The sequence below is a fragment of the Streptomyces sp. 3N207 genome (assembly GCF_052246355.1).
GTDB lineage: Bacteria > Actinomycetota > Actinomycetes > Streptomycetales > Streptomycetaceae > Streptomyces.
This window is the reverse complement of the sequence record NZ_JBQQBV010000003.1, coordinates 487,064-505,405: the sequence shown is the minus strand read 5'-3', so window position 1 is coordinate 505,405 and position 18,342 is coordinate 487,064. Positions and strand designations below refer to the sequence as shown.

At 70.2% G+C, this 18,342-nt stretch carries 17 protein-coding genes; 8 read left to right on the top strand and 9 right to left on the bottom strand.

The window, feature by feature from the left end:
* Nucleotides 1-917 (bottom strand): carbon starvation CstA family protein (locus tag ACTWP9_RS07810; protein WP_443245241.1); only part of this gene is annotated, 917 nt, incomplete at its 3' end.
* A gap of 209 nt (nucleotides 918-1,126) precedes the next feature.
* Nucleotides 1,127-1,921, bottom strand: a complete 795-nt coding sequence (locus ACTWP9_RS07805) for a GntR family transcriptional regulator (RefSeq protein WP_443245240.1) — start codon at nucleotides 1,919-1,921, stop codon at nucleotides 1,127-1,129.
* A 286-nt stretch (nucleotides 1,922-2,207) separates the two neighbouring features.
* On the opposite strand from ACTWP9_RS07805, the gene ACTWP9_RS07800 reads away from it, so the two are divergent.
* The 7 genes from ACTWP9_RS07800 (at nucleotide 2,208) to ACTWP9_RS07770 (ending at nucleotide 10,616) form a co-directional block, all read left to right on the top strand.
* Entirely contained in the window at nucleotides 2,208-3,485 is a 1,278-nt protein-coding gene (locus ACTWP9_RS07800; RefSeq protein ID WP_443245239.1) for an extracellular solute-binding protein, read from the top strand.
* A 62-nt stretch (nucleotides 3,486-3,547) separates the two neighbouring features.
* Nucleotides 3,548-4,555 carry a carbohydrate ABC transporter permease gene (locus tag ACTWP9_RS07795; protein WP_443245238.1) on the top strand — a complete coding sequence of 336 codons (1,008 nt, stop codon included), beginning with the start codon at nucleotides 3,548-3,550 and terminating at the stop codon, nucleotides 4,553-4,555.
* On the top strand, nucleotides 4,555-5,385 hold the full coding sequence (locus ACTWP9_RS07790) for a carbohydrate ABC transporter permease (RefSeq protein ID WP_443245237.1): 831 nt from the start codon (nucleotides 4,555-4,557) through the stop codon (nucleotides 5,383-5,385). Before ACTWP9_RS07795 ends, ACTWP9_RS07790 begins: the two co-directional genes overlap by 1 nt.
* A gap of 90 nt (nucleotides 5,386-5,475) precedes the next feature.
* Nucleotides 5,476-7,017, top strand: coding sequence for a glycoside hydrolase family 3 protein (locus tag ACTWP9_RS07785; RefSeq protein WP_443245236.1), 1,542 nt, complete (start codon nucleotides 5,476-5,478; stop codon nucleotides 7,015-7,017).
* Between the two features lie 90 nt (nucleotides 7,018-7,107).
* Nucleotides 7,108-8,169: an SIS domain-containing protein gene (locus tag ACTWP9_RS07780; RefSeq protein WP_443245235.1), complete on the top strand. Its 1,062-nt coding sequence runs from the start codon at nucleotides 7,108-7,110 to the stop codon at nucleotides 8,167-8,169.
* 14 nt (nucleotides 8,170-8,183) lie between these two features.
* Nucleotides 8,184-8,834 carry a class II aldolase/adducin family protein gene (locus tag ACTWP9_RS07775; RefSeq protein WP_443245234.1) on the top strand — a complete coding sequence of 217 codons (651 nt, stop codon included), beginning with the start codon at nucleotides 8,184-8,186 and terminating at the stop codon, nucleotides 8,832-8,834.
* Nucleotides 8,835-9,140: 306 nt separating this feature from the next.
* Nucleotides 9,141-10,616 carry a histidine kinase N-terminal domain-containing protein gene (locus tag ACTWP9_RS07770; protein ID WP_443245270.1) on the top strand — a complete coding sequence of 492 codons (1,476 nt, stop codon included), beginning with the start codon at nucleotides 9,141-9,143 and terminating at the stop codon, nucleotides 10,614-10,616.
* Between the two features lie 170 nt (nucleotides 10,617-10,786).
* Here ACTWP9_RS07770 and ACTWP9_RS07765 read toward each other — a convergent pair whose 3' ends face one another.
* Nucleotides 10,787-11,050, bottom strand: a complete 264-nt coding sequence (locus tag ACTWP9_RS07765; protein ID WP_016469673.1) for a WhiB family transcriptional regulator — start codon at nucleotides 11,048-11,050, stop codon at nucleotides 10,787-10,789.
* Nucleotides 11,051-11,363: 313 nt separating this feature from the next.
* Nucleotides 11,364-12,332: a diacylglycerol/lipid kinase family protein gene (locus tag ACTWP9_RS07760; RefSeq protein WP_443245233.1), complete on the bottom strand. Its 969-nt coding sequence runs from the start codon at nucleotides 12,330-12,332 to the stop codon at nucleotides 11,364-11,366.
* A gap of 108 nt (nucleotides 12,333-12,440) precedes the next feature.
* Here ACTWP9_RS07760 and ACTWP9_RS07755 point away from each other — a divergent pair, with 108 nt between their 5' ends.
* Nucleotides 12,441-12,845, top strand: coding sequence for a hypothetical protein (locus tag ACTWP9_RS07755; protein WP_443245269.1), 405 nt, complete (start codon nucleotides 12,441-12,443; stop codon nucleotides 12,843-12,845).
* 93 nt (nucleotides 12,846-12,938) lie between these two features.
* Here the strand turns inward: ACTWP9_RS07755 and ACTWP9_RS07750 are convergent, their stop codons facing one another.
* From ACTWP9_RS07750 to ACTWP9_RS07730, 5 genes are all read right to left on the bottom strand, one after another.
* Nucleotides 12,939-13,868 carry an RNA polymerase sigma factor SigF gene (locus ACTWP9_RS07750; protein ID WP_443245268.1) on the bottom strand — a complete coding sequence of 310 codons (930 nt, stop codon included), beginning with the start codon at nucleotides 13,866-13,868 and terminating at the stop codon, nucleotides 12,939-12,941.
* 20 nt (nucleotides 13,869-13,888) lie between these two features.
* Entirely contained in the window at nucleotides 13,889-14,302 is a 414-nt protein-coding gene (locus ACTWP9_RS07745; RefSeq protein WP_019354516.1) for an anti-sigma regulatory factor, read from the bottom strand.
* A gap of 521 nt (nucleotides 14,303-14,823) precedes the next feature.
* Nucleotides 14,824-15,744 (bottom strand): 1-aminocyclopropane-1-carboxylate deaminase/D-cysteine desulfhydrase, encoded by a 921-nt coding sequence (locus ACTWP9_RS07740; RefSeq protein ID WP_443245232.1) that lies wholly within the window; start codon nucleotides 15,742-15,744, stop codon nucleotides 14,824-14,826.
* Nucleotides 15,745-15,786: 42 nt separating this feature from the next.
* Entirely contained in the window at nucleotides 15,787-16,377 is a 591-nt protein-coding gene (locus ACTWP9_RS07735) for an N-acetylmuramoyl-L-alanine amidase (protein ID WP_443245231.1), read from the bottom strand.
* A 93-nt stretch (nucleotides 16,378-16,470) separates the two neighbouring features.
* Nucleotides 16,471-18,237, bottom strand: coding sequence for a hypothetical protein (locus ACTWP9_RS07730; protein WP_443245230.1), 1,767 nt, complete (start codon nucleotides 18,235-18,237; stop codon nucleotides 16,471-16,473).
* Between the last annotated feature and the right edge of the window lie 105 nt (nucleotides 18,238-18,342).

Below are 18,342 nucleotides of genomic sequence, written 5' to 3'. Positions count from 1 at the left end.
ACACCGACGGCCAGCAGCCCGATGGTGCCGATCTTCATGAACGTCGACAGGTAGTCGCGGGGCGCCAGCAGCATCCACACCGGGAGGATGGAGGCCACGAAGCTGTAGACCAGGATCCAGATGACCAGCGTGCTGGGCTCCAGGGTGAAGGTGTCGGCCCAGGACGACTCCGCGACCCACCGCCCGGAGACCAGCGCGAGCAGCAGCAGCGCGATGCCGATGAGGGAGACCTCGGTGACCCGCCCGGGCCGCAGCACCCGCAGGTAGAAGCCCATGAACAGGGCGATCGGGATGGTCATGCCGATCGAGAAGGTGCCCCAGGGCGACTCGGCCAGTGCGTTGACGACGACGAGCGCCAGCACGGCGAGCAGGATGATCATGATGGCGAGTACCGCGAGCAGCGCGGCGGCGCCGCCGATCGGGCCGATCTCCTCACGCGCCATCTGCCCCAGCGATTTGCCGTCCCGCCGCATGGAGAAGAACAGCGTCACCATGTCCTGCACGGCGCCCGCGAAGATCACGCCGACGATGATCCAGATGGTGCCCGGCAGATACCCCATCTGGGCCGCCAGCACCGGGCCGACCAGCGGTCCGGCACCCGCGATGGCGGCGAAGTGGTGGCCGAGCAGCACGCGCCGGTCGGTGGGGTGGAAGTCGATGCCGTTGTTGAGCCGCTCGGCAGGTGTGGCCCGCGTCTTGTCGACGCGGAGCACCCGCGTGGCGATGAAGCGCGAGTAGAAGCGGTAACCGATGGCGTACGAGCCGAGGGCGGCCGCCACCATCCAGGCCGCCGAGATCTCCTCGCCGCGGGCGAGCGCCAGCATGGTCCAGCCCGCGGCGCCGATCAGCGCGACGGCGGTCCAGACGGCTATGGACCGTGGGCTGAGCTTTCTTGCCGGCTGTGCAGTGCTGCGCACGCGTTCCTCCTCGACCTCACCCGCCGACCGTTCGGGGCGGCGGGCAATACCACGACGGCAGGCCGACGGTAGAACAACCGCCTGATCAGCGCCATACCTGAGGAGCGATGAGCACGATCCGAGAGCCGGGTGTGGGCAAACCGTGATCTGCGGCTCCACCCCCGGCCGGCTGCCACGGCGGGCACCCTCCGGGGTAGCAGCAGGCGCTGTCAGTCCGCCGGGCGCTGGAGGGTGGCCACGAATTTGTAGCGGTCGCCGCGGTAGACCGAGCGCACCCACTCCACCGGCTCCCCGGCGGTGTCGCGGGAGTGCCGGGAGAGCATCAGCATCGGCAGTCCGACATCGGTGCCGAGCAGCCCGGCCTCGCGCGGGGTGGCCAGCGAGGTCTCGATCGTCTCTTCGGCCTCGGCGAGATGGATGTCGTACACCTCGGCGAGCGCGGTGTAGAGGGAGGCGTATTTGACCAGGCTGCGGCGTAGCGCGGGGAACCGTTTCTGGGACAGGTGGGTGGTCTCGATGGCCATCGGCTCACCGCTGGCCAGCCGCAGCCGTTCGATGCGGAGGACGCGTCCGCCGGTGGGGATGTCCAGCAGTGCGGCGAGCCGGTCGTCGGAGGTGACGTAGCCGATGTCCAGCAGCTGGGAGGTGGGTTCGAGGCCCTGTGCCCGCATGTCCTCCGTGTAGGAGGTCAGTTGCAGCGCCTGGGAGACCTTGGGCTTGGCGACGAAGGTGCCCTTGCCCTGGATGCGCTCCAGCCGTCCCTCGACGACGAGCTCCTGGAGCGCCTGCCGCACGGTGGTGCGCGAGGTGTCGAACTCGCTGGCCAGCGTCCGCTCGGGCGGTACGGGGGTGCCGGGCGGCAGGGTCTCGGTCATCTCCAGCAAGTGCCGCTTCAGCCGGTAGTACTTGGGCACGCGCGCGGTGCGGGCTGCCGATCCGTTGCCGCCGGCGGTTTCGGTGTCCGCCGCGGCCGGCGCGACCGCGCCGCCCCCGTCCGTGCTCATGGCCCGCCTTCCCAACCCATGTCGTGCTGCCGTCACCGGCTTCCTCCGTGTATCTAGCGGCTCACATCGTGGCACGGCCCCGGCGTGGGCGGGCGTCCCAGCTCAGATGTCGTTCCGATAACGGAACCGACAGCGAGCTTTATACACCGTTGACACCCCTAAAGGTCTAGGCCAAGCTGCGCATGGTTCTTATTGGTCTAAACCAACTCCGGGAAACGTCGGGAAACTCCGGGAATCCACCCCGGGTTTGCTGGGCGGAGCGTTCCAGTGTGCAGGGGAGAATGCTGTGGTACGCAGACAAAGAGGGCTCATAGCCGCGGCGGGTGTCGCGGTGCTGGCGGTGAACGTCGCGGCCTGTGGCTCCGACGGCGACGACAAGAGCGGGCCCGACAGCTTCAAGGGCCAGACCCTGACCCTCTGGGCGATGGACGGCTCCACGCCCAAGCAGTGGACCAAGGACGTCAAGGCGGCCTTCGAGAAGAAGACCGGGGCCAAGCTCAAGCTCGAAGTCCAGCAGTGGAACGGCATCCAGCAGAAGATCACCACAGCCCTCTCGGAGTCCGACCCGCCGGACGTGATCGAGGTCGGCAACACCCAGACCCCCGCCTACGCCCGCACCGGCGGTCTGGCCGATCTCAGCGACCTGAAGAAGGGGCTGGGCAAGGACTGGACGCCCTCCCTCAACAAGTCCGCGGTCTACGACGGCAAGCAGTACGCAGCGCCGTGGTTCGCCGTCAACCGCACGGTGATCTACAACAAGGAGATCTGGGCCGAAGCGGGCATCAAGGGCACGCCCAAGACTCGCGAGGAATTCTTCGACGCGCTCCAGAAGATCGACAAGAAGACCGGCGCCGAGCCGCTCTACATGCCCGGCCAGAACTGGTACTTCCTGGACGGCCTGCTCATCGGCCAGGACGCCGACCTGGTGAAGAGGAAGGGCGGCAAGTGGGTCTCCAACCTCTCCGACCCCAAGGTCGGCAAGGCCATGGAGATCTACAAGAAGTACGCCTCCTACTCCAAGGCACCCAAGAACAAGGACGAGGCCACCCCGCAGCAGGCCGAGGTCTTCGCCAAGGGCAGGACCGGCGCGTTCATCGGGCTGAGCTGGGAGGCGGCGACCGCGATCGAAGCCAACAAGAAGCTCGAGAAGGACATCGGCTACTTCACCATTCCGGGTGAGACCGCCGGCAAGCCCGAGGGGGTCTTCCTCGGCGGCTCCAACCTCGCGATCGCCGCGGGCAGCGAGAAGCAGGAACTTGCCAAGGAGTTCCTGAAGATCGCGCTGTCCGACAAGTACGAGGGCGCGCTCGCCAAGGAGAGCGGGGTCATCCCGAACAAGTCGGCCCTGCAGAGCAATCTGAAGGGTAACCCCGCCGCGGAGGCGGCTGCGCCGGCTGTCGAGGGCGGCGGGCTCACGCCGCTCATCCCCGAGTGGGGGGCCGTGGAGAACCCGCCCAACCCGATCAAGACATATATGACGTCGGTGCTGAACGGAAAGTCGCACGGCGCCGCTGCGCGGGGCGTCGAGGGCGAGATGAACAAGAGGCTGTCGCAGAAGCAGTGACCCTCTTGCAAGGGCGGTTGTGGGGGCGGCTGCTGCGGCCCCACAGCCGGGTTGGAGTTCGGATGTCTGTGAGAACCCAAGAGGCGCCACCGCGGGGCAAGGTGCCGGTCAAGGCGGTGGGGACCCCCGGGCCGCCGCCGCGTGAGGCGCGGGTTGCCAGGAAGGGCACGCTGCCCTATCTCCTGCTGTTGCCCGCCCTCGCGCTGACCGCCGTCTTCCTCGGTTATCCGCTGGTCACCAACGGCATGTTGTCGTTCCAGAACCTCAATATGACGCAGCTGATCCAGCACCTCACCGAGTGGAACGGGGGCACCAACTACACCGACACGCTGGGCAGCGAGACGTTCTGGCGGGTCACCCTGCGGTCGGTGATCTTCACGGCGGTCAACGTCGTCGTCATCGTCGTCGTCGGCACCCTCGTCGGACTGCTGCTGGCGCGGCTCGGGCCCAGGATGCGGCTGCTGTTGTCGGTCGGGCTGGTGCTCGCCTGGGCGATGCCGATCATCGCCGCGACCACCGTCTACCAGTGGCTGTTCGCCCAGCGGTTCGGCGTCGTCAACTGGGTGCTGGCCAAGCTCGGCTTCGACTCGATGGCGGACTACAACTGGACGGGAAGCCAGCTGTCCACCTTCTTCGTCATCTCGCTGCTGATCGTGTGGACCTCCGTCCCGTTCGTCGCGATCAACCTCTACGCCGCGACGACCACGATCGCCAACGAGCTGTACGAGGCGGCGGCGCTGGACGGCGCGGGGGCGTGGCAGAGCTTCAAGAGCGTCACCTTCCCGTTCCTCAGACCGTTCCTGCTGGTCGCGACGTTCCTCGAAGTCATCTGGATCTTCAAGGCGTTCCCGCACGTCTTCGCCATCAACGAGGGCGGCCCCGACCGGCTGACCGAGACGCTGCCCGTCTACGCCTTCGTGGAGGGCGTCGGCAACCAGCACTACGGCACCGGCGCGGCGATCTCCGTCCTCACCATCCTGATCCTGCTGGCCCTGATGTCGTACTACCTGCGCCTGGTGCTGCGGCAGGAGGACGCCGACGAGACCGACAACAAGGGGAAGAGGGTCTGATGCAACGGTCACTGCTGGGCCGGGTATGGCCGAACGTCACCGCGGTGATGCTGTTCGTGGCGTTCGCCTTTCCCGTGTACTGGATGTTCAACACGGCGTTCAAGCCGAACGGGCAGATCATCAGCGAGGACCCGGTCTGGTTTCCCACCTCGCCGACCCTCGAACACTTCAGGACGGCGGTCGACGCCGAGCACTTCTGGACGCTGGTGCGCAACTCCGTCACCGTCACGGTGCTGGCCGTCGGAATCTCGCTCCTGGTGGCGCTCTTCGCCTCGTTCGCCCTGGCCCGGATGCGGTTCAAGGGGCGCAAGGGGATCGTCCTCACCTTCATGATCGCCCAGATGGCGCCCTGGGAGGTCATGGTCATCGCGATCTACATGATCGTGCGGGACGCCGAGATGCTGAACAGCCTGGTGCCGCTGACGCTCTTCTACACCGTTATGGTGCTGCCGCTGACCGTCATCACGCTGCGCGGGTACGTCGCGGCCGTGCCCAAGGACCTGGAGGAGTCGGCCATGGTGGACGGCTGCACCCGGCTCCAGGCGTTCCGCCGGGTCATCTTCCCGCTGCTGGCCCCCGGTCTGATGGCCACCTCGCTGTTCGGCTTCATCACGGCGTGGAACGAGTTCCCCATGGTCCTCATCCTCAACAAGGACGCCGAGGCCCAGACGCTGCCGCTGTGGCTGTCGCAGTTCCAGACCGCCTTCGGCGACGACTGGGGTGCCACGATGGCGGCAGCCTCCCTGTTCGCCGTCCCGATCCTGCTGCTCTTCCTCTACCTCCAGCGCAGAGCAGTCGCCGGCCTCACCTCCGGCGCGGTGAAGGGGTAGCCGATGGCCGACAGGACCGAAGGGAAAGCCGTGCAGCACCGCCGCCGCAACCCCATGGCTCACCAGTGAAGTGAAGGGACACCGCTCCGCATGACCACTTCCGTACGAGCGTCCGACACCCTCACCCGCGACGCCCTCGCCGTCCTCCAGCCCGGCTTCACCGGGACCTCGGCACCCACCTGGCTGCTGCGCCGGCTGGACGAAGGGCTCGCGTCGGTCGGTCTGTTCGGGCGCAACATCGACTCTCCCGAGCAACTCGCCCTGCTCACCGAGCAGCTGCGCGACGTACGCCCGGAGCTGCTGGTCGCCATCGACGAGGAGGGCGGCGACGTCACCCGGCTGGAGGCCAGGACCGGCTCCTCCTACCCCGGCAACCTCGCCCTCGGCCATATCGACGACCCCGACCTCACCCGGGCCGTGGCGCACGAACTCGGCAGCAGGCTCGCCGCGGCCGGAGTGAACCTCAACTGGGCGCCCTCCGCCGACGTGAACTCCAACCCCGACAACCCCGTCATCGGCGTACGGTCCTTCGGCGGCGACCCCAAGCTGGTCGCCCGGCACACCGTCGCCTACGTCGAGGGCCTCCAGGCTGCGGGCGTCGCCGCCTGCGTCAAGCACTTCCCGGGGCACGGCGACACCGCTGTCGACTCGCACCACGCCATGCCCCGCATCGACGCCGACCTGGAAACGCTCAGGGCCCGCGAGCTCGTACCCTTCGCCGCGGCCGTCGACGCGGGCAGCAAGTGCGTGATGAGCGCCCACATCCTGCTGCCGGCCCTCGACGACGCCCGCCCCGGCACCCTCAGCCCGGCGGCACTGACCGGCCTGCTCCGGGCCCCGCGCAGCGAGGGCGGCCTGGGCCACCAGGGGCTCATCGTCACCGACGGCATGGAGATGCGGGCCATCTCCGCCACCTACGGCCTCGAACGCGGCAGCGTCCTCGCGCTCGCCGCCGGGGCAGACGCGATCTGCGTGGGCGGCGGACTGTCCGGCGAAGACACCGTGCTGCGGCTGCGCGACGCGCTGGTGAGGGCCGTACGCGACGGCGAGCTGCCTGTGGAGCGGCTCGCTGACGCCGCAGCACGGGTACGCGGTCTCGCCGCGTGGGCGCAGGGGGCGCGGCGGTCGGACACGGGGGGACTGGCCGACCCCGCTCTCCGCGCGGATCCGGCCGCCACCGGTGCGGGCATCGGACTGGAGGCGGCGCGGCGCGCGCTGGTCGTGACCGGGCTGGAGAACTACCGCCGCCCCGCCGGGCCGCTGTTCGTCGCGGCGCTCACCACCGTCGCCAACATCGCCGTCGGCGATGAGACACCCTGGGGGCCCGCGGCCGAACTGGAACGCATGGTTCCGGGCACCAGGACCGGTACGTACGCAAGCACGGACGGGAAGGTGGGCGCAGCGGTGCTCGCCGATGCGGGGGAGCGGCCCGTCGTCGTGGTCGTCCGCGATCTGCACCGGCACCCGTGGATGGCCGACGCGGTGGAGCAACTCGTCGCCGCCCGGCCGGAGACGGTGGTCGTCGAGATGGGGGTCCCCCAGGCCCCTCCGCAGGGCGCCCTGCACGTCGCCACCCGAGGCGCGGCCCGCGTGTGCGGAAGGGCCGCCGCCGAGGTGATCGCCCGCGGGTGAGAGCGGGCAGGGCAAACCACACCGTTTCGGCCACGCCGTAGGATCGGACCGCGACTCACATCCACTTGACGCACCCCCGGAGGGACCCGCATGTCCTCGAACGCCCCGTCCGAGCCGGGCACCGTGATGGCCGGCGAGATGGCCGAGCAGCCGACCGTGCTGCGCCGCATCCTGGACGAGGGCGCCCCGGCCATCCGCGAGGTGGCCGAACGGATCGCCGCGAAGAACCCCCGCTTCGTACTGCTGACGGCGCGTGGCACCTCCGACAACGCCGCGCTGTACGCGAAGTACCTGCTGGAGATCCAGCTGGGCAAGCCGTGCGGGCTTACCTCCATGTCGACGACGACCGCGTACGGCGCGCAGCCGGACCTCAACGACTGCCTGGTCATCACCATCAGCCAGTCCGGCGGCAGCCCGGACCTGGTGGCCTCCACCGAGGCGGCCCGCGAGGCCGGCGCGCTCACCCTCGCGGTCACCAACAACGCCGACTCGCCGCTCGCGCAGGTCAGCGAGTTCCACATCGACGTACTGGCGGGCCCGGAAAAGGCGCTGCCCGCCACCAAGACCTACACCGCCGAGCTGCTGGCGCTGTATCTGTTCGTGGACGGTCTGCGCGGCGGCAGCAGGGCCGAGGCCGCCAAGGCGCTGCCCGAGCTCGCCGAGGCGGTGCTGGCCCGAAAGAGCGAGGTCAAGGCGCTGGCGGCGCGCTACCGGTTCGCAGAGCGCATGGTGCTCACCGCCCGCGGCTACAGCTACCCGACGGCGAAGGAAGCCGCGCTGAAGCTGATGGAGACCAGCTACATCCCCGCACTCTCCTACTCCGGTGCCGACCTGCTGCACGGACCGCTGGCCATGGTGGACAACATCTCGCCGGTGATCGCCGTCGTCGCCGACGGCAAGGGCGGCGAGGCGCTCGGGCCCGTGCTGGAGCGGCTCCGGGACCGGGGCGCCGACCTGGTGGTCATCGGCCGCCAGGAGGAGGTGGACCGGGCCTCGGCCGGGTTCGCGCTGCCCACCGAGGGGCTGCCGGAGGAGCTGCAGCCCATCGTGCAGATCCTGCCGCTGCAGATGCTCGCCTACGAGGTCACCATGGCGCGCGGCCAGGACCCGGACGCGCCGCGTTCGCTGGCCAAGGTCACCAAGACCCGCTGAGGGAGGGACGGCGGATGACACAGCCGGCCATGAAGCAGGCGTCCACCGTCGACGGCCTGATAGAGCAGCTCATCGATGTCGGGGCGACCGCCGTGCGGCGGGGCTTCGTGCTGGCCAGCGGCGGCAATCTGTCCGCCCGGCTGCCGGGCTCCGAGGAGTACGTCGTCACGGGCCAGGGGACCTGGCTGGACCGGCTGACGCCCGAGGACTTCTCCGTCATGAACCTGGCGGGCCAGGTCGTCGGCGGCAACCAGAAGCCCTCCAGCGAGTGGAAGCTGCACCAGCGCACCTACCGGGTTCGGGGCGACGCCAATGCGATCGTCCACATGCACCCGCAGCACGCCGTGCTGGTCGACGCGCTCGGCCACCCGATCCGGCTGCTGACGCTGGACCACGCGGTGTACGTACGGTCCATCGGCCGTACCGACTTCTACCCGAACGGGTCGGACGAGCTGGCCGACACCGCCGCCGAGCAGGCCAAGGAGCACAACTGCGTGCTGCTGGCCCACCACGGCTGCTCGGCCCTGGGGGAGGACGTGGGGATGGCCTTCCGGCGGGCGATGAACCTGGAGGAGGCCGCCACGGCCACCTACCGCGCCCTGCTGCTGGGCGACCGTACGACGTGCTTCCCGGTGAGCGCGGACGAGGCCATCCAGCACGCCTGACAGCCGCGTCCGGGGCCGCGAAAGGCCCGGAACGCACTTCGGGCCGCGGCGCCGGCGCGGGACCCTCAACCCGCCCGGCACCGCAGCCCGGAGCTACAAGACCCGGACGCTGTCAGGGCAGAGAGCGCCGCGGGCCTCGATCTGCCCTCCTGTGCGGGGAGGGCAGAAGTTCTTTCGGGAGGATTCTGGACTAGACCACGGCCGTCTGTCTACGGATCGCGCGGTTCTGGTCATCGATTCTCCACCGCGCCCCGACCGGCGTCCGCCCGCCCCCCGGCCTGTCGTACCCTCGGCCCCGTGCCCTCCATGAACGACCTCGTACGCCAGCACACTGCTCTCTCCGACGTGGAGCTGGAGTGGCTGCACCTGCTGGTGTCCGAGTGGCAGCTGCTCGCCGACCTCTCCTTCGCCGATCTCGTGCTGTGGGTGCCCACGCTGGACGGCACCCGCTATGTCTCGGTCGCCCAGATGCGCCCGAACACCGGCCCGACCTCGCACCAGGACGACATGGTCGGCCATCTGGTGCCCCGGGGCCGCCGGCCGCTGCTGGATGCCGCGCTGGACGAGGGCAGGATCGTCCGGGAGGGCGACCCGGAGTGGCGCGAGGAGGTGCCGGTACGGGTCGAATCCATCCCCGTCCGGCGCGAGGGCCGGGTGCTGGGCGTCATCGCACGCAACACCAACCTGCTGACCGTCCGCACCCCCAGCAGGCTGGAGCTGACCTATCTCCAGAGCGCCTCCGACCTCGCCCAGATGATCGCGGCGGGCGGCTTCCCCTTCCCTGGGCACGAGGTGGACATGGACCATGTGCCGCGGGTCGGCGACGGACTGATCCGGCTGGACGCCGACGGGCATGTGCAGTACGCCAGCCCGAACGCGCTGTCCGCCTACCACCGGCTGGGCCTGGCCACCGACCTGGTCGGCCTGCACCTGGGGGAGGCCACCGCCGAACTGGCCCCCTCCCGCGGCCCGGTCGACGAGGCGATGGTCAAGCTCGCCAGCGGCTGGGCTCCGCGCGGTGCGGAGGTGGAGGCCAACGACTGCATCGTGCAGTTGCGTGCCATCCCGCTCAAACCCAAGGGCACCCGCATCGGTTCGCTCATCCTGCTGCGTGACATCACAGAAGTGCGCCGCCGCGAGCGCGAGTTGATCACCAAGGACGCCACCATCCGGGAAATCCACCACCGGGTGAAGAACAACCTCCAGACGGTGGCCGCGCTGCTGCGCCTCCAGGCCCGCAGGATGGACTCCGACCGCGGCAAGGAGGCGCTCAACGAGGCGGTGCGCCGGGTCGGTTCCATCGCCATCGTGCACGAGACGCTCTCCCAGAACCTGGACGAGCGCGTGGAGTTCGACGAGATCGCCGACCGGGTGCTCGCGATGGTGGCCGAGATCTCCCCCGGCCGGATCGCCGGACGCCGTACGGGGCGCTTCGGCATCCTCGGTGCCGAGGTCGCCACACCGCTGTCCATGGTGCTCACCGAAGTCCTCCAGAACGCCATCGAGCACGGTTTCGGCCCCGAACAGCAGGGCTCCGTCGAGGTGCACGCCGTCCGCGGGGCGGCCGCGGGCCATGACGAGGCACGGCTGCTGGTCACGGTCCAGGACAACGGCCGCGGGCTGCCGGCCGGCTTCGACGCCAAGAACGGCGGCAACCTGGGCCTCCAGATCGTCCGCACCCTGGTGGAAGGCGAGTTGGGCGGCACCTTCGACATGCTCCCCGGCCCCACAGGCGGCACCCGAGTCCTCTTCGACCTCCCGGTGGCGACGGAGAAACGTTGACTCGGCAATCTGCGCAGCAAAAAGCGCCGAGCCCCCGGTCCTTGGGCCAGGACGGGGGCTCGGCACTTTCAAGCTCTGCGTTTAAGTTGTGCGGGCGCTCTGCGTGCTGCTAGGCGCTCCGAGTGCACTGCGCGCTGCGTCTCGGGGTGCAGCTGGTGCAGGGCTGGGCGTCAGGCGGTCGCGGCGTTGTTCCGCGCCCGGTTGCGGGCGGCACGGCGCTTCATCGCGCGGCGCTCGTCCTCGCTGAGACCACCCCAGACACCGGAGTCCTGACCTGACTCCAGAGCCCACTGCAGGCACTGCTCCATGACGGGGCAGCGGCGGCAGACGGCCTTGGCTTCCTCGATCTGCAGCAGCGCAGGACCGGTGTTGCCGATGGGGAAGAACAGCTCGGGGTCTTCCTCGCGGCAAACGGCGTGGTGACGCCAGTCCATGGCTGCTACCTCTCCTCGTGTGTGGTGCTTGTGAATGTGAACGCTTTCACGAATCCCTCGACGGGGGAAGTGGGGCCTCACAGATGTGATGCGGGTCCCACTGGAGTCAAAGGAAGGGATTCCGGCTCTCAAGGGGGCCCTGATGACGGGGCCGTCCCGATCGCCATGAAGAGACTCGCAAACCTCGGCGGCGGATACAACCCCTTCCGGAAACTTTTTTTTGAATCCTTGGTGTCGACTAGCTCACAGCCCTCATTCGAGGGGGTGGATCCTGGCCTAAACGTTCGAGTGGAAGGACTTTCGCCCCTTCCACTTACACAATCACACGCAGTGCACGCCGTACGCCTGTGAAGCTCACGCTCGTACGCAGTCCCAGATGGTCACCGTCCATCTGAAACGGCAGCGGTACCTGCGAATGCAAGGTGAACCGGGTGAGGTCGTGCAGCGTCACTGCGTGCTTGCCGCGGGGGCCCCGGTCCGGGCTGGAGGTCAGCAGCTGAGTGCCGTAACGGCTCACCGCCAGCGGCGTCAGTCTGCGCAGGCCCAGCACGTCGAGACCGGTGTCGAAGGACGCCTCCGGCGCCGCGTAGAGCGGCTTGTTCCCCAGGTACGACCACGGTGCCGTGTTGCACACGATCGAGAGCGCCAGCTCCGTCGCGGGCTCGGCGCCCTCCCGCTCCAGCGTGATCGTCCCCTTACGGCGGTGCGGCTCGTTCAGGAACTGCCGTACGACCTGGCGCACATAGAGCGGATGTGTGGAGCGCTTGCCGCGCTCCCGCTGCTGTTCGACCCTGCCGATCACCCCGGCGTCGAACCCCAGACCCGCCGTGAAGGTGAACCAGCGCTCGGGGATCTCGGCGTCGTCGGTCCCCGGTACGCCGCCGGCGATGCCCAGCCCGATGGTTCTCTCCGAGCGCGCCTCCAGCGCGTCCAGCAGATGTCCGGTCGCCTCCACGACGTCGTTGGGCATCCCCAGCGCGCGCGCGAAGACATTGGTGGAGCCGCCCGGCACCACGGCCAGCCGCGGCAGCTGCTCCGGGTCGGGGCCGTCGTGCAGCAGGCCGTTGACCACCTCGTTGACCGTGCCGTCCCCGCCGAGCGCGATGACCAGCTCGGCGGCGCCGCCCTGCGCCGCCTGCCGGGCGAGGTCGCGGGCGTGGCCCCGGTACCGGGTGGTCGCGACCTCCAGCTTGAGGTCGCTGGCGAGCGCATGCGCCAGCACATCACGGGTCCGTGCGCTGGTGGTGGTGGCTGCCGGGTTGACCACGAGTAGTGCGCGCATGGAGTGAGCGTACCTACCGCGTGGTACACGGCCCAGCCCCGCCGGGGGCCGGAGGGCTAGGCTGCGGGCGTGAACGAGAGCGGGACCGAGACGGATACGGAAGATTCGATGGAGACGCAGCCGAAGGTGCACGGGCCGCGCAGAATCGTGGCCGCCGCCGTGGTGACCGGTGTCGAAGGGCTGGTCGTCGCCGCGTTCGGGATCGTCTCGCTCGTGATGCTGGTCACCGGCCGGCCGGACGACATGATGCAGGCCGCCACCCTCGCGGTGACCGTTCTCGCGCTGTCCGTGCTGCCGCTCGCCGCGGCGCGTGGACTGTGGCTGCGGCGTCGCTGGAGCCGGGGGCCCTCGATGATCGTCCAGCTGATCGCGCTGCCGGTGGCTTGGCAGATGGCGCAGAACGGGGGCGCGTTGCTGGCCGCCGCCGTCGCGCTGGCGCTGGCCGCCGTCGCTGCCCTGGGGTGCCTGGTGAACCCCACGGCCACCGAAGCCCTCGGCATCGGCCCGCGATGAGCCCGGAATAAGCCCGGAATGAGAGAGCCCCCTGCCCCGCAGGGGGCAGGGGGCAGGGGGAAGATCACTCCGAAGACCGCTCCGGCGGGAGGATCACTCCTCGACCAGCAGCCGGTCCCGTAGCTGGGCCAGGGTCCTGGCGAGGAGCCTGGAGACGTGCATCTGGGAGATGCCGACCTCCTGGGCGATCTGTGACTGGGTCATGTTGCCGAAGAACCGCAGCAGCAGGATCTTCTTCTCCCGCGGCGGCAGCTCCTCCAGCAGCGGCTTGAGGGATTCCCGGTATTCGACGCCCTCCAGGGCGTCGTCCTCGGCGCCGAGGGTGTCGGCGACGGCCGGGGACTCGTCGTCGGTGTCGGGCACGTCCAGCGACAGGGTGCTGTAGGCGTTCGCCGATTCCAGGCCCTCCAGGACCTCTTCCTCGGAGATCGACAGCCGCTGGGCGAGCTCGTGCACGGTCGGCGCCCGGCCGTGCTGCTGGGAGAGCTCGGCGGTCGCGGAGGTGAGGGAGAGCCTCAGCTCCTGGAGACGGCGGGGCACGCGCACGGCCCAGCCCTTGTCGCGGAAGTGGCGCTTGATCTCGCCGACAACCGTGGGTGTCGCGTACGTCGAGAACTCGACGCCGCGCTCGGGGTCGAAACGGTCGACCGACTTGATCAGACCGATCGTCGCGACCTGCGTCAGGTCGTCCAGCGGCTCGCCGCGGTTGCGGAAGCGGCGGGCCAGATGCTCGACCAGGGGCAGATGCATACGCACCAGATGGTTGCGCAGCTCGGCGCGCTCGGGGCCGTCGGGCAGCTTGCGCAGTTCGACGAAGAGCGCACGCGCACCGCCGCGCTCCTGCGGATCGAATCGGCGGGAGTCGCCGCCTGCGGCCCGCTCACGCCGCTCGTGCTGCTGCTGGTCCATAGCGTCCGCCCGCTCTGCCTGCTTGGGTCGCTGCATGCTGGGGTCGGCCGGGTGCGGCCGGGGCTGTTGCTCAGGAATGCCCCGGGAGACCGCCCCCGGGCGGCCTGACCACATCTGACTTGCCTCGTGCTCGGTCACGACGCTCCGGGCCCCGCACCGCGCTTCTTGTGCAGGCTGATGCTGACCGTACGGTCATCCGACACTGCTGAACCCACCTCACCGGCCAGGGCCGAGAGCACCGTCCACGCGAAGGTGTCGCGCTCGGGAGCACGGCCATCGGTCGTCGGCGCCGAGACGGTGACGTGCAGCGAGTCGCCGACGAGTTGGAAGACACAACTGAGTACGGAGCCGGGGACGGCCTGCTGGAGCAGGATCGCGCACGCCTCGTCCACGGCGATCCGCAGATCCTCGATCTCGTCGAGGGTGAAGTCCAAGCGGGCCGCGAGCCCGGCGGTGGCCGTCCGCAGCACCGACAGATAGGCACCCGCCGCCGGCAGCCGGACCTCGACGAAGTCCTGCGACGCGGGCTCGCCTGCGATCTGGGACACCCTCACCTCCAAGGTGACACGAGCCGGTTGGGCCTCGCGGGCCGAAGCGGCTGTTGGTTCGCTTTCGTCAGTGACGCTATCGCGATCCGTGTCACGATGCCGCACGCATCGATCACTGCCGCCTCATTCGCGAGCGTCACCCATAGTAAACATATGGGTACTGTCTGTGGCTAGGGGGTGGAGGCCCCAAATCCTCCGCGATTACGCTGCGTTGGTTTTACGGGGCCACCCTGGGCCGCTTCCAGGGATCGTTCCCCGGACTCCGGCGGCCACCCTGTGTGTCCGGTCGTCGGGGGCCGGGGTGTCGCTGGAAGGGCCTGTCATGTCAATACCCGTCACCTGATGCGTTCATAGCCCCTCGAGGCACACCCTCCGACAAGGGCCGAAACCTGCCCCTGTGGGCGACCCCGGGGTGGACCCGAGTTGCCTGAGGGGTGCGAGGGGTGACTACTCAGCGTAAAAATGAAGGGGAATGCGGTGCGGCGGCGGGTGCGGAGAGTGACGAAATTTGTGACTCAGGGTTATGGCTTTGCGGGGAACGACTGCCCCGTCACGACCGCCGTCACGGTGCTGCCCCGGGGGAAGGCGCCCTCCGCCGCCAGATTCGTGAGGGCGAACAGCAGCTTGGCGACATAGATCTCGTCCAGCGCGGGCAGCCCGTGGTGCCCGGCGAAGTCGGCCGCGAAGTCGGAGAGCCGAGGGCTCACCTTCGCGTAGCCGCCGCCGTGGAAACGTCCCTCCAGCCACCAGTCGCCGCGCGGCCCGCCGAAGGACTCCCGCTGGAGCCGTGCCACCTCACCGGCGAGGAACCCGCCCTTCAGCACCGGCACGCCAAGAGCGCGCTGACCTGCGGAAAGACCCGCCGCCATCCCGGCGAGGGTGCCGCCGGTGCCACATGCGACGGCTGCCACATCGGTACGCCCGCGCAGTTCTCCGCCCAGCAGGGCGCACCCGCGTACGGCTGCCGTGTTACTGCCGCCCTCGGGGACAACGGCGCATGCGCCGAAGCGGGCGCGCAGCTCGTCGTGGAAGTCCGGATCGGCCCGGCGGCGGTATTCGGCCCGCGAGACGAAGTGCAGCAGCATGCCGTCCTGGGCGCAGCGCGCCAGGGACGGATTCAGCGGCCGGCCGGCGAGCTCGTCGCCGCGGACCACCCCGACCGTGTGCAGCCCGAGCAGCCGGCCCGCCGCCGCGGTGGCCCGGAGATGGTTGGAGTAGGCGCCCCCGAAGGTCAGCAGCCGACGGTGACCGGTCTCGGCCACGGACCGCAGGTTAGGGGCGAGTTTCCGCCACTTGTTACCGGGGAGTGCGGGGTGTATGAGGTCGTCGCGCTTCAGGAGGAGCCGCAGCCCCCGGCGCGTGAACCGCTCGTCCTCGACCTCCTGGAGCGGGGACGGCAGCCGTGGGGCGAGCGGGGCGAGCGAGTCGAGCTGGAGCGGCACCCTCCCATTGTGGTGCAGGGGCAGGGGGTGCCGCCCGGTCCCTCATTTCAGTCGCTCGGCGATCCGCTCGCGCATGTCGTCCATGGTGAAGCCGCGCGGGTCGCTTTTCTGGTCCGTCCACTCCAGATGGCCGATGACCGAGCGGGCGCCCCACCCGTGGTGCCGGCACAGCGCGGCGGCGGCCCGCTCGATCGCGTCCAGCTGCTCGTCGGGCCACGGGTCCTTGCCGTCCCCGAGGTTCTCGCACTCGAAGCCGTAGAAGTATCTGTTCCCGTCGGTGTTCTGCTGGTTCGGCCGCGGGGTGGCGCGCTCGGCGATGACGGCGCGCAGCACGTCGTCATCGCCCGAGCCCGCGTGGTTGGCCCGGCCGTGCCCCGTCAGGTGCACCGTGCCGTCCTTGGTGATGCAGCCGTGCGAGAGGGGACCCGGCAGCTCCGGATGGCCGTCGTAGATCAGGTCGACCGTCTCGGCCGAGCCGCTGGTGACGGTGTGGTGGATCATGATGCCGTGCACCGGGCCCCACGGCCCCTGCTGGTTGCGGTTGTGGTTGCGCCAGTCGCGGACCTCCTCGACCTGTACGCCCTCTTTCTTGAGGGCCTGGACGAAAGCGGTCGCGGTGATGGGTGTGGCCATGCTCGCCCCCGTCTGCTGGGTGTGTCCGGTCGCCGATGCCGCTGTGCTGCTGCCGGAACGTGCCCCAGCTACATACCCGTTATCGGGCTCCTTCTAGCCGACCTGCCCCACACCTGCCGGTGGGCTCGCCCGTACGAGGAGCGAACGCACCCGGCGGTCGCGCGCGTACGGGCGCAACAGCCCCGGTATCCGGGAGCGGGCCGCCAGCACCCGGCCCGAGCGGACCTGCGCCGACACCTCCAGGAAGCCGCTCCAGGTGGCGCACGCCTCCTCCAGCCGCCCACGGGAGAGCAGCAGTTCGGCCAGCTCCGCCTGGCACAGGGCACGCGTGCGGCGCTCGGCGGTGGGGCGCGAGGACAGCGAGGCCCGCAGATCGCGGATGGCGCCCTCGCGGTCGCCCAGCGCCACCCGTACCTGGCTGGACTGGTAGAGCAGCGCCGCGCTCTGATACGTGCCGACCGGCTCGCCGCTCGGGCTCTCCGGGCCCGTCGTCAGATCGGCCGGCGCGCGGGCCAGCTGGCGCTCGGCGCGGCCCAGCGCGTCCAGCGCCCGGTCCCGCTCGCCGCATGCCGCGTCGGCGACGGCCAGCCCCGCGTACAGGAAGGCGCGGGCCGAGGGGTCGGTGTCCGCGGGCGCCGCCGCCAGGGCCGCCTCGGCGAGGGCCAGGCTCGCGCGGGGGTGGCCCAGTTGGTGTGCCTGCGAGCTGAGCGCGCGGCGGGCCAGTGCCACCCCCTCCGGGTCCGCCGCCTCCTCGGCGAGTTCGGCGGCGGTGAGGAAGGCACGCTGGGCGAGGCCGTGCCGCTGTTCGTCGGCGTAGACCCGGGCCAGCAGATAGCTGAGCCGTGCGGCGCCCGCCTGCATTCCACGCTGGTGCACGCCCTCCTCCCCGCTGCGCAGGGTGCGGACGAGCCCGGAGAGGTAGGCGGCGAGCGAGGTGCGGATGTGACCGCCGCCGTGCCGGTCCGCCTGGAGCGCGAAGAACCGGGCGTGCTCGTGGACCGAGGCCACCTCACCGGGACCCGGACTGCTGGTGGGGCGGGAGCCGCGCGCCGTGCAGGTGTTGCGCGCGCCGGGCAGCGGAGCCGGAGTGGGGGCACCCGGCTCCGCGGCGGGGTGGGCGCCGGCGGGCGCTGCGGAGGCCGCATCGGCCGCGCCGTCCCGGTGGCCGGCCCCGGATCGCCGTACCGTCTCGGCGAGCAGCCTCAGGGTGTACGGCGCCGGGGGAGGGGCGTCGGCGCGCGGTGGCGGGACCACCGGGGCGGTGAGGGCGGTGAGCTGGTCGGCGGGGCGGGACGGCCTGCCCAGCCCGAAGAGCCGTACGTCAACCGGGTGCGCACGCACCGCTGTTCCCGTCCCGGCGTCGGCCGGGGCGTGCGCCTCCACGGTGCCGGCGGTCGCCGGTGCAGGTTCTCCGTACGCGAAGTGCCCGGGCTCCGCGGCGGGTTGCGGTCCGTCTCCTGGATCGGAGGCGTCGTCGTCCCCGTCACCTCCCCCGGATTCCGTCCGGGGGGACCCCCAGCCGCGCGAGCGCGCTGCCGCGCCCGCGTGTCCGCCCCGTGCGCCGTGCATGCCCAGGTCCGCCACCGTGACCCGGCGGCCGAGGCGGCGGGAGAGCGCCTCCGCCATGAGGTGCTGGACCCGGGGGTCGGGGCGGCTGCCGCGCAGCCAGTGGGCGACTGAAGTTCTGTCGTACCGAAGGTGGATGCCGACCTCGGCGCCGAGACGAGCCAGTGCGCGCGCGAACGCCGCCTGCGTCCACTCGGTCTCCTCCAGCAGGGCGCGCAGCGCACGGTTGGGGGTGCGGCTGCGGGACCGGGAGCTCGGGTACGCCGTGGCACGTACGGGGTCAGCGGGACACATAGTCGTTCCCGGGGTGGAATTTGATGGGGTCGTTCACGGTTCTGCCTCACTTCCGGAATCGGGTGATGTCTTTCCGTAGCTCTCCGTGTGCTGAATGTGCTGTCA